The sequence below is a fragment of the Blautia hominis genome (assembly GCA_002270465.1).
GTDB lineage: Bacteria > Bacillota > Clostridia > Lachnospirales > Lachnospiraceae > Blautia > Blautia hominis.
In genome coordinates, this window is the sequence record NQOF01000001.1 from 215,469 (window position 1) to 230,331 (window position 14,863).

At 44.9% G+C, this 14,863-nt stretch carries 13 protein-coding genes; 3 read left to right on the forward strand and 10 right to left on the reverse strand.

Features of this window, described 5'->3' with window-relative positions; translation table 11 throughout:
- Positions 1-74: 74 nt before the first annotated feature.
- The 6 genes from CI595_RS00990 to CI595_RS01015 form a co-directional block, all read right to left on the reverse strand.
- Positions 75-1,865 carry an alpha-amylase family glycosyl hydrolase gene (locus CI595_RS00990; protein WP_095170811.1) on the reverse strand — a complete coding sequence of 597 codons (1,791 nt, stop codon included), beginning with the start codon at positions 1,863-1,865 and terminating at the stop codon, positions 75-77.
- A 66-nt stretch (positions 1,866-1,931) separates the two neighbouring features.
- The gene (locus CI595_RS00995; protein WP_095170813.1) at positions 1,932-2,765 is read right to left on the reverse strand and encodes a carbohydrate ABC transporter permease; all 834 of its coding nucleotides are present in this window, start codon (positions 2,763-2,765) and stop codon (positions 1,932-1,934) included.
- Positions 2,766-2,778: 13 nt separating this feature from the next.
- Positions 2,779-3,648 carry a carbohydrate ABC transporter permease gene (locus CI595_RS01000; protein WP_095170815.1) on the reverse strand — a complete coding sequence of 290 codons (870 nt, stop codon included), beginning with the start codon at positions 3,646-3,648 and terminating at the stop codon, positions 2,779-2,781.
- Between the two features lie 16 nt (positions 3,649-3,664).
- Positions 3,665-5,038 (reverse strand): ABC transporter substrate-binding protein, encoded by a 1,374-nt coding sequence (locus CI595_RS01005; RefSeq protein WP_095170817.1) that lies wholly within the window; start codon positions 5,036-5,038, stop codon positions 3,665-3,667.
- 347 nt (positions 5,039-5,385) lie between these two features.
- Entirely contained in the window at positions 5,386-7,161 is a 1,776-nt protein-coding gene (locus CI595_RS01010; RefSeq protein WP_095170819.1) for a sensor histidine kinase, read from the reverse strand.
- Positions 7,148-8,407, reverse strand: coding sequence for a response regulator transcription factor (locus CI595_RS01015; protein WP_095170821.1), 1,260 nt, complete (start codon positions 8,405-8,407; stop codon positions 7,148-7,150). The genes CI595_RS01010 and CI595_RS01015 overlap by 14 nt, the downstream gene beginning before the upstream one ends.
- A gap of 253 nt (positions 8,408-8,660) precedes the next feature.
- Here CI595_RS01015 and CI595_RS01020 point away from each other — a divergent pair, with 253 nt between their 5' ends.
- Both CI595_RS01020 and CI595_RS01025 read left to right on the forward strand, forming a co-directional pair.
- Positions 8,661-9,122, forward strand: coding sequence for a hypothetical protein (locus tag CI595_RS01020; RefSeq protein ID WP_243135073.1), 462 nt, complete (start codon positions 8,661-8,663; stop codon positions 9,120-9,122).
- Between the two features lie 165 nt (positions 9,123-9,287).
- On the forward strand, positions 9,288-10,625 hold the full coding sequence (locus CI595_RS01025) for an MATE family efflux transporter (RefSeq protein WP_095170823.1): 1,338 nt from the start codon (positions 9,288-9,290) through the stop codon (positions 10,623-10,625).
- A gap of 275 nt (positions 10,626-10,900) precedes the next feature.
- Here CI595_RS01025 and CI595_RS01030 read toward each other — a convergent pair whose 3' ends face one another.
- The 4 genes from CI595_RS01030 to CI595_RS01045 all read right to left on the reverse strand — a co-directional run bounded on the left by CI595_RS01030 (position 10,901) and on the right by CI595_RS01045 (position 13,843).
- On the reverse strand, positions 10,901-11,866 hold the full coding sequence (locus CI595_RS01030; RefSeq protein WP_095170825.1) for a hypothetical protein: 966 nt from the start codon (positions 11,864-11,866) through the stop codon (positions 10,901-10,903).
- A gap of 552 nt (positions 11,867-12,418) precedes the next feature.
- Positions 12,419-12,718: a hypothetical protein gene (locus CI595_RS01035; protein ID WP_065542615.1), complete on the reverse strand. Its 300-nt coding sequence runs from the start codon at positions 12,716-12,718 to the stop codon at positions 12,419-12,421.
- Positions 12,719-12,796: 78 nt separating this feature from the next.
- On the reverse strand, positions 12,797-13,396 hold the full coding sequence (locus CI595_RS01040; protein WP_095170827.1) for a GNAT family N-acetyltransferase: 600 nt from the start codon (positions 13,394-13,396) through the stop codon (positions 12,797-12,799).
- Between the two features lie 69 nt (positions 13,397-13,465).
- Positions 13,466-13,843, reverse strand: a complete 378-nt coding sequence (locus CI595_RS01045; protein ID WP_243135074.1) for a YbhB/YbcL family Raf kinase inhibitor-like protein — start codon at positions 13,841-13,843, stop codon at positions 13,466-13,468.
- 469 nt (positions 13,844-14,312) lie between these two features.
- On the opposite strand from CI595_RS01045, the gene CI595_RS01050 reads away from it, so the two are divergent.
- A complete protein-coding gene (locus tag CI595_RS01050) occupies positions 14,313-14,786 on the forward strand; it encodes a GNAT family N-acetyltransferase (protein ID WP_095170829.1) in 474 nt (157 codons plus the stop codon).
- Positions 14,787-14,863: the final 77 nt, after the last annotated feature.

The following is a 14,863-nucleotide window of genomic DNA, read 5'->3' on the forward strand; positions in this document are numbered from 1 at the left end:
GGGCTTATCCTTTCCTTTCTATCATTATACCAATTATCGCTATACCCGGCGGATATCCGAATCCATCCTGCCTATCATTCTTCACTGCCGGCACAGGAGGACTCCCCGGCAGGGACGAATTTCAGCACCAGCAAACCACCCCCGAAAGTCTTGTCTCTCTTTATCCTCCATGCACGATCGGATAAAGATTTCACATCCCCGGATATTTCCATCTGTCCTCCCTGTATTTCACCAAACAGAACCGATACCCGGTATCTGCGCTTGGTATCAAGTATCCGGTCCAGCTCTAAATTAATCTGCACATCCTCATTTTCATCAGGGTTGGCTGCAACCAGAAGAACTTGGCCCTCTCGGCTGTAACAATATGGAACCGGAAGCGTCCTGGCCGCTTTGTAACCCACAGGACAGTAATGATTTTTTTCTTCGCCCATCCGTCCCGGTGTGATCAGGTGCGGGTGTTCTCTCCTGATCTTAATGATGCATTTCATGTCTTCCAGCATTTCAGCTTTCTCCGGTCTTTTCAACTGTTCCCAGTCTAACCAGCTCCCGTAAAGCCAGCGCCCCGTTCCCGGTTCCCCCTCTCCGTATAATCCAGGAGCCAATCGGGGCAGAGGCCGGTAATCCGCATCAAATTCCTCACCTGACATAAAGATCGGAATCCCCGGTGCCAAAAGTGATGTGTATCCGGCCAGATAACGGCTCCCCCTGACTCCATACGGGTTCTCATCCCCGGGAAATCCAACCCAGCCATTGTCATGGCAGCTTAGCTGGATGGATAAAAACTGCCCGTCCTGAATTCTGAGAGGAAATTCCAAAATCAGTCCGTTCCTAATTTCCGTGTATTCCACCTTGTAGTCCACTTCCATGACCTCTTCCAAATTGCTGTTCCAGACCTGACCGTTCTTATCCGTCACCTGTATATTTTTTATCTCTTTTTCCTCATGGATATTCTCCACCCGCAGTCTGCCCAGCTGGATATGGCAGGCAGTGCAGCCGTCAGCACATAAAACTTCCTTTGTAAAATGGCCCTCATAGATCACTTCCGGTACTTTACTTTTTTCAAACCATAAAGTGTCCCTGCTGTCCTGAACGGTTCCGTCTCGGTATATTATTTTTACTTCGTACCGTTCGTTCGCCCGCATCTGCCTGTCTTGGCAGTAACCTGCTGCATCATACAGCATACGGAATGAGAGATTCTGTCCACTATTGTTGCTTATTACCTCCCCGTGCTGAAGAATGTCTGTCACACCCCGGATCGCAGGCCCGGTTTCCGCAATGATGGTAATTCTCTTTCCTCTCTCCGCAGCCTTTCGGCGGATCATGGCCCAGAGGTCATTGCGGTAATGGGCAACGTCCAAACGGTAGCCGTCAACCCCGAATCGTTCTATGTACCACAGCCAGGTATCCACCCACCACCGGTCCAGATCCTCATGGCCGCCGTACCAGTCAAAATCACGCATACCCCAGGATCCTCCCCGGAACCAGTTCGGATGCTCCTTCACAAGAGGGCTGTCCTCCATGACACCATGGGTTATCACATCCAGGAATACCTTGATGCCGTGTCTGTGGGCACTCTCTATAAGATGCCTGAAGTCCTCCTCTGTTCCCAGACTGGGGTCTAAACGATCCGGACGGATGCAGGCATATTCCGTCCAGATATTATAAAAATGGGCGGGATCACAGAGCTGATGTCCGGTAAGCCACACCCCATTGATCCCCAGTTCCTCCAGATACGGAAGTTTCTCTTCCATGGAAGCAAACGTACCAGACTCCGGTCCGTTTGGTGACGTAAAGCCTTTTGTTGCAATTTCATAGATGATCAGCCGTTCCAGATACTCCGGCGCGTCAATAACCTGATAAGCCATATCATTTTCCTTTCCTTACTGTCTCGTATCTTCATAATTTTAATGTTACGATCATAAGCTGCCCTCTCATCCCTTGACAGAACCAGCCACCATACTCTCCGCAATCTGTTCCTGCAGGATCACGTATACCACCACTGTCGGCAGAATACACATCACAAGTGCTGCAAACATAGAAGAATAGTTAAAACTGAATGTGGATGTAAAATATTTGATCGTCAGCGGCAGCGTCCTGTTCTTTTCACTGGAGGTGAGCAGCATGGCGTACATAAACTCATTCCAGGAAAAAATAAAGGTAAGGATAGCAGAACTTGCCATAGCCGGCTTACTGAGCGGAAGCATGATCTTTGTATATGTCTTCAAAAATCCGGCGCCGTCCATATAGGCTGCCTCCTCCAGCTCCCTGGGCACTGCCACGAAAAAGTTCCTCATCAAAAACAGGCTGAGTGCCATTCCGAATCCGGTATAAATGAGGATCAGTCCTGCCTTTGTATCGTACAGTCCCAGCTTGTTGATGACAAAATAAACCGGCTGCACCATGGCATTGGAGGGAATCAGCATGGAGGATATCAACAGGGTAAAGATGATCTTTTTTCCTTTAAACTCCGTCCTCGCCAGCACGTATCCGGCCATGGAATAAAGTATGACTGCCAATACCGTACTGATTCCCGCCACGAACAGAGAGGTGAAAAATCTGGAGATAATATCAACCTTATCCAGGGCTATCCTGTACCCATCCAGATAGAGGGATGTGGGCAGGGAAAAGCTGGAGGAAAGGATCTGGCTGTTTGTCTTAAAGGAAGACAAAAACACCCACAAAAAAGGAAACAGAGAGATAAGAATCACAATTCCCATGATCATATAGTCAAAGACCCGCTGTCCTGTCTGTTTTTTATTCTTCATTTCTCTCCACCTCTCAATCTGCGCTGTCCATGCGGAACAGTTTGTTGCAGAACAGCATGACAATGATACCAAGGACCAGCAAAAGAATTCCAAGGGTATTGGCATAGCCATACTGGTTGCTCTGGATGATCTTATTTACCATCATAACAGAGATTGTCATACTGGAATCCCCAGGCCCCCCGTTCGTGGTCATATAAATAGATTCAAATTCTTTAAACACAGAGGTAACCGCCACTATGGCCCCCGTTCCCACAGCCCTGCGCAGCAAAGGCAGGTATATGCACCAGTCCACCTGTCTGGCTGTCGCCCCGTCTATCCTGGCTGCCTCCTCTATTTCCGAAGAAATGGAACTAAGTTCAGACAGCACGATCAAGGTGATCACCGCCGCATACCAGAGCCAGATATTAGTGACACTTAACAGCGCCGTATTGGAGTCCACCAGCCAGTTTCTGGTAAAACGCTCCAGCCCCACATTTTTCAAAAGCATGTTCAGGATCCCCACATCCGGCTTGTAGATAAACACAAACATCAGCGCCAGCGCAGACCTGGAAATAATATTGGGGAGCATAAAGACCGACCTGGTAAAACGCCACCCTTTTCTCTTTCTCTTCAACACCAATGCAACCAACACTCCAAACGGAACATGCACCGCCACAGCCAGAAACGCCCAGAACAGTGTATGCCAAAGGGATGCATGGAACACAGGGTCTCGGAAGATCTTTACATAATTATCAAGGCCGATAAACCGCATACTCTGCATGCCGTCCCACTTGGTAAAGCTGGACACCAGGGCCAGAACCATTGGCCCCAGATAAACCAGCATGAACATCACCAGTGTGGGGATTAAAAATACAGCAATCCAGATTTTATTTTTCTGTTTCATCCCAATCACCCATAGCCTATTCTATATCCTGCTTATACTGCGCTGCTCCTTCATTCATCATCTGGACAAAATCATCCACGGAGATGCTCCCTGACACCAGATTGGGTATCTCTCTTCCGAACACATCGTTCTGGGAAACAGGATCCCATTTTGTCTGATAGCTGGGCAGCACAGTCTTTACATCAGAGGAAGCGTCCACACAATTTTTCATAGGCGGGATCAGCTTGTCATATTCCTCCTGTGGGAAATCCACAACAGAAGACAGTTCCCCTGCCTCTACAGCCCTCTTGGTGCTGTAGACAGGCCTGGTATAATATTTCATAAACGCGATGGCTCCGTCAATGACATCCTGTCCGTAGTCTGTGGTAATACACCAGCTTGACTGTTCCATGGAACCAATCATTACATCACCGGGATATTTCGCATAGCCGACCTTGTCCGCAAAGCCCTCCGGCGCGTAATCCGCATCCGTAAGACTAGACATCATCCAGGGGCCATTGGCAATCATCGCTGTATTTCCACTGAAAAAGTTATTGGCTGCCAGAGCATAAGTCCCGCCCACTGCATCGGATGTGGTATAGTCAAACTGCTTTTTCAGGATTTCCACAGCCTTTTTGAATTCCGGGTTGTCAAAATTATCCGGGAACTGCTGTGTCATAAATTTCTGCCCCTCTTCTGTCCCTCCCATGTAAGCGGTAGCAAGAAGCATGGGACACCAGGCTGTCTCTGTGGTGTGCAGGGACAATGCCGGGATATTGGCCTCTTTCAGCTTATCGCATGCGTTCCAGAAATCCTCCCAGGTCTCCGGAAAAGTTTCAATCCCCGCCTCTGCGAACAGTTCTTTGTTGTAGTACATGCCTGACAACTGAAGTCCTGCAGTGGGAATCTGATACATTTTACCGTCTTCCCTTGTAAATGTTTCAATGCCCTGAGGCATTAACTGGCCCTTCCATTCCGGGTCTTTCTCCAGATAGGGAGCCACATCCACCAGTCTTTCATTTTCCACCAGCAAATCGTAAAACGCAGGTTCCGGTCCAACCTGTATCAGTGCAGGCAGGGAGTTGGAAGCATTCAGCATTTTCAGTTTTGAGCGGTAGTCATCTGCTGCACCTGCAAGATACTCCTCTTCCATCTGATATTTGCCCTTATACTCTTCGTTAAAATCTTCCACTACCTCTTTCATCTGGATATCCATGGCATCATTAGCACCCGTGGTGATGATAATGGGTATTTTTACTTCTCCTTCCTCCTTTGACGCCTGGCTTTTGGAAACGGCATCCGTTCCATCCCCAGATTTTGCATCACTGCTTTTGCTGTCTCCGCCCCCGCATCCAACCAGCAGAACCGCCGCTGCCACACTCAGAATCCTCATAACATTTTTCCTTTTCATTCATAGGAACCCCCTTTTCTTATAATTGCCGTAACTGTTCAGCGCTGTAAGTTTGCAGGACCGCTGAATCATTACCGATAACTGCATTATAGCAGTCCCCCTGTGTCAACATATACAAAAAAGAATACCTCTCCTGTTGTTTTCTATACATGTTATAAATTTTTATATCTGTATTCCGATATCATCTGCAACATTTGGCATATAATCCGTAAAAAAGCGCAGGACAATCAGCATATTATCCTGCGCCTTTTTACAATATTTGCACAATCCCATACTTTCACGGCTGCCAGACATTTCCATACAGCATCACCTTCAGCATAATATCAGCCATGTGCTCTAAATTTGCCCTACTCCACAGGAAGCATGATCGTACAGACCGTTCCCATCTCTTCCGTGCTCTCATAACGGATCCTAAAACGGTTTCCATATCTCAGGCAGAGTCTGCACACAACATTGGATATGCCATATCCCCCCTTTTTCTGGGGAAATGTCTGTTTTATCTGTTCCATTCCCTGATACTGCATCTGATTGAGTTTTTCCAGGATTTCAGGTTCCATAGCGCTTCCGTTATTACGGACACGCATAACCAGAAAGCTGTCCTCAGCGCTGACCTCCAACTGTATCTTCCCATTCTCCTCCATATCCGCAAACCCATACTTAATGCAGTTTTCCACCACAGGCTGCAGGATAATCTTTGGGATCATGACCTGCAGCACGGATTCCTCCGCTTTTATTTCATATGTAAACAGATCCTCATTTCTGATCTGCTCTATGTTCAGATAACATGTCACATGTTCCAGTTCATTTTTTACAGATACATCATTTTCCCCTTTGCTGATGCTGATCCGAAGCATACTGGACAGGGACTGGATCAGCCTCACCATGGTCTCATCCCCATCCATCCTTGCCAGCATGTGAATATTATCCAGTGTGTTGTATAGAAAATGGGGGTTAATCTGATAGACCAGAGAATTATATTCGTTAATACGGATCTCCTCCTGCTCCTTCTTCACTTCCTCCATTAAGGTGCCAATGTGTTTCAGCATTTTATTATAGGAAACTGCCACCTGATCCAGTTCTGTGTTGGTACTTGTCTGTATTTCCTGGTTCAAGCTTTCTCCGTCAAAGTTGCTCATGATCCGGCTGATCGCGGAGATGGCTTTTCTGAAGGGGTGTGATACGAACGCGGACATAACAATACAGACTGCTGCAGATATCAGCATTGTCAAAACCATACTTTTCAGAAAGTTTCTGGCCGGTGCCCAAATGACGGCTTCCGGTACAACGGAAAGGAACATGAGGTTCCGATTCTTGTCCGTATTGGCAAAGCAGATCCGGTTGTCAGCTGCAAAATGTACCACTTCACCTGCCTCGACGGCATCATCGGACAATTTTTCCTTTGCCTCCAGCAATATTTCCCTGCTGATTTCCGCCTCCTGGTCCTCCCCTCCCGTCCGGCAGCAGATTTCACCTTCCATGGTAGCCATGGCATAGATGGCAGGAGCGTGCTTATTGATATCAAAGAAAATATTGTCATAGAAGTCCTGATTCAGTTTTACGATCAGTATTCCCGGTTCTACGTTCTGTTCCATATGCCGGATATTCCGAACCAAAAAGATGCCTGAATCTTCCTGTCCGTTTCGATCGATCGTACTGTACATGATCTTTGTCAGGGAATAATTATCCGAAAGCGCTTCCCGCAGCTCTTCCGACAGAATGTCCTCTGGTTTCACATTTGATATTACTTTATTGGCAAAGTATTCATTTCCCTTGTTGTCAATAAATATCCCGTATTCTGTATATTGATTATTGGAATACCAGAGGCTTCTGTTTACATATACCTGGTCCTGAGGCAGAAGCTCTCTTCTCTCCAAAGATTTCTGGATATACGTGTTGGTGATATAATTTCTGGTCAGCTCGTCAAATCCCTGTTCCATCATCTGGTAATTCCCAATCATTTTGCTGTTGCTGTGAGAATAGTTTTCCATATTCAAATCCGTCACGTTTTTGTTTATGGAGCCTGCCAGAACCACTCCCATAATGCCAAGAGGCAGAATTGCTGCCAATATTGTAAAGATCACCAGCTTTTTACGAATTCCATAAAACCGTTTATTGTTCTTCATACGTTTCTTTCCTGTACTCTGTGGGCAGACATCCTGTGCGTTTCTTAAACTGCTGCGTGAAATAAGAGGGATTGGGGATCCCCACCTTCTCACAAATTTCGGTTATGGTATCATCACTTGTTTTCAAAAGCTTTTTAGCCCGTTTGATCCTCTCCTCCAGCAAATACTGTTTGAAGGAACGCTGCATCCCCTGCCCGAAAAGCCTGCCAAAATATACAGGGTTCAGATGTACCTCCCTGGCTGCCATACCCACACTTAAAAACTCATCGTCCAGATGTTCCTGTACATATCCGATCGCCTGGCTGATGTAGGATTTGGCATGACTGCGGATCTGGTCCAGTTCCGTCAGATCCCTCTGCTCCCCCTCTCCCTGTTCCAGGTTCTCCACTGCCTGCACATATACTTCTTTCAGTCCTTTCATCCCCCTGCTCATGCCGGATATGCCATACCGGAGATCAACCGCAAATTTCTGTTTCAGTATTTCCAGTTCTCTCTCCAGAATCGGGAGCACTAAATGTTCCTCCCGGGAAGCTGCCAGGATCATAATTCTGTAGCCGCTTTCGTTTTGGAAATAAAAATACTGATAAGATTCCCCCAGTCTGCTTTCTAAAAAAGCGGCGATTTCCTCCTGGGTAACGGCCTGCCCGTTTTTTTCATCCTGTATTCTGACAAGATCCAGGCAGACGGCCCGGTAAAAGAAAGTATCCCAGTCTTTTCTCCCAAAACGTTCCAGCTTTTCCTGCAGTTCCTCCTCGTCTATCTGGTCACCGCTGAATTTGCTGATCATATAATTTTCAAATACCTTCCGGTTATTTTCAATAAAGTGTTCATAGTCCTGAAGGATTTTTCTGCTCTTATTCGTCTGCCGGATCGTCTTCGCGGCTCCGCAAACGGCCTCTTCCAGTCTGCTGTCCTCTATGGGCTTTAAGAGATATGTAAATGCGCCCAGCTCGCAGGCTTTCTGTGCATATTCAAAATCACGGTATGCACTGATGACGATCCACAGGCATTTCTTTTTCGCCTGTCTGTTTACCTCCTGGATAAGTTCCAGTCCTGTCATTTGTTTCATGCGGATATCTGTTATCACAATATCCGGCTGTTTTTCAAGAATTTCTGCCACTGCCTTTCCCGGATTGCGCGATGTGCCCACCACCACGGCCCCCATTTTCTCCCAGGAATAAGTTGTCTCCAGCCCTTTTAGAATGATGGCCTCGTCATCCACCAAAAAAACTTTAATCTTCTCCATATTATTGCCCCATGTTCTTTGATCTTTTGTACTGCATCTTTAAATTTAGCATAGAGAGATGTCCCTGTGCGTTGCGTTTATTATACCGCGTAATCAGGGAGATTGGTAGTGTGAAACGGGAATGGCAGGGGATTGCCTGATGGCTTAAGGAGACTGGCGGGCGGCTGTGTCTGTTGTGTCCGTCCGATTATTTTTAACTTGTAGCAATATTATTTTATAAACCATACACTATAAAGAAAAAGGAAAATATAATATGAACTTTAATGACTTTCATTGTGGCTGCATGAAACCATGCGAAACATATTCCTACGCACAATACGGTGTACAAGCAAATCCGCCGTCTAAATCTGACTTGCCAATGGCTGTCTTATTTCAGGAAGGTGAACAGATTTCTTTAACGGATACAGAAATCTTTCTGGAGCCGGGATATCTGTATCTTATAGATTTTATATTTTTAGCAACGCCAGAGGCGGACAGTTTCATGCAGATCACACCTAAAATCAATGGGACGCTTCAACTGTTGTATTCTTTTTTTGCCCCCACCGGTTCTGCGTCACGTAATGCCTCCGCATCCGGAAGTTTCACAGTCCCGGTTACTGAAAATGGTGCAAGCGTATCCTTCAATCTGACCTACCCGGATAAAGTTAGAAATATTGATATATCCGGCGCCGTGTCCGTTACCCTGCTTCATAAGATCAAGGGTACTAAGTGCTGACTAATAGACCGCGGCCTGTATTCTATGCAGGGAGACTGCGCCTTTACTTTGTTATTGTAATTATATCAGCTATTTGATATACTTTATAAAAACAACGGGTGAGCACCTACCGTATACAAGGCTATGTCTTGTATACGGTATTTGTTTTTGGGGGAAAGTTTGATAATGAACAGAGATAAAAATACAACGGAAAATATAGCGATCACATTGATCAGATTTTGTGTACCTCTTATTTTAAGCAGTATACTGCAGCAGCTCTATAATTGGGTGGATGCCTTTATAGTCGGAAATGCAGCGGGAGAAAAGGCGCTTGCCTCTATCGGTTCGACGGGTACCATCATTGATCTGTTCCTCAACGCTATTACGGGATTTACACTTGGGCTTTGTATTTTATTTGCACAAAAGTACGGTGCAGGAAAAAAGGCCCATATTTCAAGCATACTTTCTGTATTTTCCGTTATCCTAGGCGGTGTGTTTTTGCTAATCTCAATCATCGGTATAATAGGCGCGTATCCGCTGCTTCGTATCATGAATACAACACAGGATACTATTTATATGGCAAAGGATTATCTGCAGATAATATTGATTGGAATCCCTTTCCTTGCCGTATATAATGTTTATGCTTCAGCGCTTCGCGGGATTGGGAACAGCCGTGCACCTTTTGTATCTGTTTTATTTTCATCTGTTGTAAATGTCATACTGGATCTTGTTTTTGTAATTGTCTGGCACTGGGGTGTTGTGGGTGCCGCTATTGCAACTGTGATATCACAGGCTTTTATGACAATATTTATTATTTTATATAGTGTAAAGAAGCATTCCTGCCTTCGTTTCTCTGTAAGGAAATGGACATTAGACTACTCCGTTTTGAAAGAGGGGCTTCATTTAGGAATTCCTCCTATGATCCAATCCAGCATCACTTCACTTGGAGGGCTCATATTACAAAATTTCATGAATGGATTCGGAACACAGACCGTTGCGGCGATCACCACGGCCTACCGCGTGGATACTATGGTACTTTTGCCAATCGTGAATCTTGGCTCGGGAATATCCACAATTGTGGCACAGAATTTTGGTGCAGGAAGGAAAAGGCAGATTCCCAAGATTGTCTGCGTTGGCACTGCAATGATGATTTGCGTTTCCCTTTTGCTGACATTGCTCATAGTGGAGACCGGCGGCTATTTGATCGCTATGTTTGGAGTAAGCCCGGAGGTAACGGAGATTGGGAAAAATTATTTTCAGACAATTGCTGTTTTCTATGCCATTTTTGGCATTGCGGCGTCGGTTCGGGGCTACATAGAAGGTATTGGGGATATACTGTTTTCCAGTATTGCAGGTGTTATTTCCCTGATCTCCCGGATCATATTTTCATATGCTTTTGTTGGATTGTGCGGGAATATGATCATAGCATATGCCGAGGCTGGTTCCTGGGGCGTTTTGTTACTTCTGTACACGTTTCATATTTTATTGAAGAAGATTTCTTTAAGATCTAAAAAACAGGAGTAAAAAGAAGGAGCAAAAAGAATAAAAGATTTGAACCGGTACACCTCAAGATCTGTCTGAATATAAACGGGGGCACGTAATATCTGTGCAGGCATAGGGCGCACCAGTTCTTTGCCCTTAAATAAATGCCTAATTTCGCAAAGTGGCGGGGAATGTTCCCATAGTCAGCTCCGTATAGAAGCTGTAACAGACTTTTCCGTCCATCTCCGCCACTTAGTGCCCTGACACCAGTTTCTGAAACTACGAATACGCTCATCCGTTACAGAATATTAGGCTTTCTAAATCCCAAACTCATCAAAAAGTTTCTTCTGATATTCCCGGTCCATTACTGCCCTCCTGATTTCTTTATAAGCCTCCTCCTGGCATGGTTGCTGTAACAATACTTCGATCAATTGGTTTACTCGTACTTCTCCACGTTCTTCCCTTTCCTCCATCATTTCCTCAATTGCTGTACACATATCCACCTCTCCCTTCTCATTTTCTTTCAGCTCTTTCAAGGCAGGAACATTCAGGAATTTTGATACCAGCCAGCCTTTTTTTGCATCCAGATGCATGAACTCATCCTTTCTGGCCTCCAGAAATTCCTTCATCCCTTCTTTATCTTTCAGCAGCGGGAGCAATTCAAAGACCTCCCGAAGCCCCGTCCTGAAATTACTGCTCTCCACTGTACTGCTGCACACCAAGTTGATCCGGTAATCCTGGATACATTCCATCCACGGTTTCAGTTCCGGCGGGATATCCAGCATATCATGAAGACTCAGCGGTCCATCCCAGCTCTGCTCCTCCCCATAATAAAAAACGATCGTGATTCCCGGCAGCAGCCTGTCTTCCCTCTTCATCCCGGAAAGATACTCTGCCCCTTTCTTTAATTTTCCTTCCCCTTTTCTCTCCTTTACAATATGCTCCACCTGACCCGTATAATCAATGGCATCGTAAAGCATACAGCGGACAGGCATAGCATAATGTACTGCCCTCTGTCCCTCTGCCGCCAGTATAACGGCCAGGCAGCTATCTCCAATCACAGACAGCTTCTGCACATCCCGGATTCTCCGGAGTATCACCCGCCTTCCGCCCTCTCTTCCTGCGCGCACCACCTTTTTCTCATTTTCTTGTTCCAGCATATCCGGCCTGATCACCTGCTTTCCGCCGAACAAGGCGCCGTTAAATAAATCTGCAAAAATCTCGTTATCTGACAGCCCCTCATAGACTTCCTCATCCATTGCTGTCAGCACAATTCCTTTCATAGACCTCCTTTCCGGATAAAAAAGCAATGATTGAGCCATCAGATCACAGCACATTTAGCATTTGATCTGCCAATTGTATTCCATACCATAAATATAATACAAAAAGCAGTTTATATCAACTATCACTTTGCTAATCATCGCAAACTCTGTCATTCCCACCATTTCATCCGTCCATATTCAATTTTATACTTTCTGGAACTTTCGGCAGACCTGCCGCAGATTAAATGAATTGCTTTCCAGATAAATCGATTATACCTTCCTTCTTCTAACCTGTCAATCCTGTAAAAATCCACAAAAACGAATCATATCCTCTAAATTTTTTCTCCCGCCTGTGACTGCCGGCAGCTCAGTCCGAACAGTATTTTGTCCGGTTGCAGTTGTGAATCAAAAAAGACCTGCCGCTTCAAATACCCTCCCTGACAGCAGCGGCATTTGAAGCGGCAACTCCAAAGAAACGTATAGCACACTACGCTTTGTTTCGCAAAATCCTGTGCCAGGGTCCAAGCCCTAAACTGACCGAAACCCAAATGGAACTTATGAACGGATTAAGCTCTAGTATTTTTTAACAAGTTTTGAGATCAAGGCTCTACAAGTATTCATTTGGATACAAGCATAAAAATTCTCCGTAACTTCTTTTCCTTGTCCTACCGTTGTAGCGTTATTTGCGTCTTCTTCTGTTTCCCAAAGAACAAAGTCAGTCCAAACTTTATCTTGTAAGTAATGTTCCCAAGAGATAAATCCTTTCGCTTTAGAAATAACTTCATCGTGTAACTTTTTTGTTCGTTCGATAAACTGTTCCTCGCTCACATTTTTCTTGAGTTTATAGCTGAAGATCCATGCCGTTTTCGCCATATAAAGTGTTCTCCTTTTAAAAATCTGATTTAGTAAATCATATCACACTCATGCATGATAAAACAATTCTTTTGTTCTTCAGTTATGTATTCCAGGGAACAAATTTACATATAAAAGGAACTGCACTTCATCTGCCGCATCCTTATCTCCATAATAGGCATACCTGTTCACTGCGCCTATGTGTGCCCCCTGTTTGAAATAAAAATCCACTGCAGGAACATTATTATTCTGACATTCTATTTTTAACTGTATAAGTCCTAAATTCTCTGCCCTATCCTTTACCAATTGAAATAGTCTTTGCCCCACACCACAATGTTTATAACCGGAATCCACACGGATATCCCACAGAACGCCCAAATCTTCCCGCCCTTCCAGCATATTCAGCTCAGACGAATGACTGCACAGCACAGCTCCACCCACTGGCCTGTTCCCATCAAATGCCACAAAAAAATTCCAGTTTTCTAAATCAAACTGCCTTTTCCATCTTTTATAATTAGCGTTTTCTGTAAAATCTTTTGTATATGGTGATACTTTTTTCTTTTGAAAGGTAATACCATCCATCCCGTTCCCATTAACCTCATAGATTTCTTTCACTCTTACTTTCATCTCTATTTCATCGTAGACGGAAGCATCGCTTTTGTGTATCTCCACATAATGAATCACAGTATCCTTACCCATGTTTCTCTCCTATATGACTTCTACGGTCTGCGGAACGCTGCCGGTACATATTATAACACTTCCCGGAAATCATCGCTTATATCTGCCGGTTATACTGCCCTCCTGGATCACATGGCCCTTTATGGCATCGAGCAGTTCTTTCCTTCCCGCATCCTTGGGAAGTTTCAAAATACAGTCAAGTGTATAGATGCGAAATACATACCTGTGGGTATTTCTAATAAATATAGGCTGTTTTGGTCCTCGGTATCTGTTCTTGCCATAAGCTGTTCCCTGTACTGCATTGCCCAGTTCCTGCACCACAGGCCCATATGGGATATTCTCCGGTATCTCCTTTTGGGGCGGAATATTCCAGATCAGCCAGTGAGTATATTCTTTTACCATAGGAATGTCCAGATCATTCATAATGATCGCAACAGAAACTGCTTTGGGGACAAGTTCAAAAGGCAAAAAGGCGGTGAAACATCTTCGCCGAAACCAGTATACCTCTTGGGCATATAACCTTCATCCGAAAACGCCTCACATGTAATCTGTAGTATTGAATCACTATTTTTCATGCACAAATCTCCAAACTGTTTTGCTTATATCTTACCACAAAAGAGTACGGATAAACAACGAGGATTTCCTGTTACTGTACACAGGCCACTGTACCGGGAGGCGTTTTCATGCTGAAAGCATGAAAATCCCGAGGCAGCCAGCGCGATATGAGGCAGAATGCTCCATATCTGTGCATCGCGAAGCGAGTTACTGGACACGGAGTGAACAGTAACCATTTCCTGTTAGAAACCGATGTTTTACACGCCTCTATATAGACAAGACACATCCCGGCTGTTACAATGATCTTATATTATATAAAGGGGGTATCCGTATGTGTGGAAGGACAGCCGATTTCTAAGATCACAAAAAATCGGAGGACGCTATGAAATATATTATAAGAGAAATGTACCCACAGGAATATCCGCTTCTGGCGGAATTTTTGTATGAATCTATCTTCCAGAGAGAGAACGAAACTCCATTCCCAAAAACAATAATACAAAATCCGGAATTGCAGATTTACATTCAGGATTTCGGAACTCTGAAAGATGACTTCTGCCTATGTGCAGAGGTGGACCACAAGTTAGCGGGTGCTGTCTGGGTAAGAAATATTCATGGATATGGCAATATTGATGACGAGACACCGGAATTTGCCATCTCCCTGTTCAAAGAGTACCGGGGCTGCGGCATAGGAACGGAACTGATGAGGCAGATGCTGGAATTGCTTAAAGAAAAAGGCTATGAAAAAGTTTCCCTGTCTGTGCAGAAGGAAAATTACGCACTGCGAATGTATGAAAGCCTGGGTTTTAAGGCTGTCATTGACAAAGATGAGGAATTTATCATGGAGTATCTGTTCTAAAAAAACAAGTCTAACCAAAGGGACTATCAAAACGAGATAGTCCCTTTTACACATGAGTATATTCTTTTAGATAACAA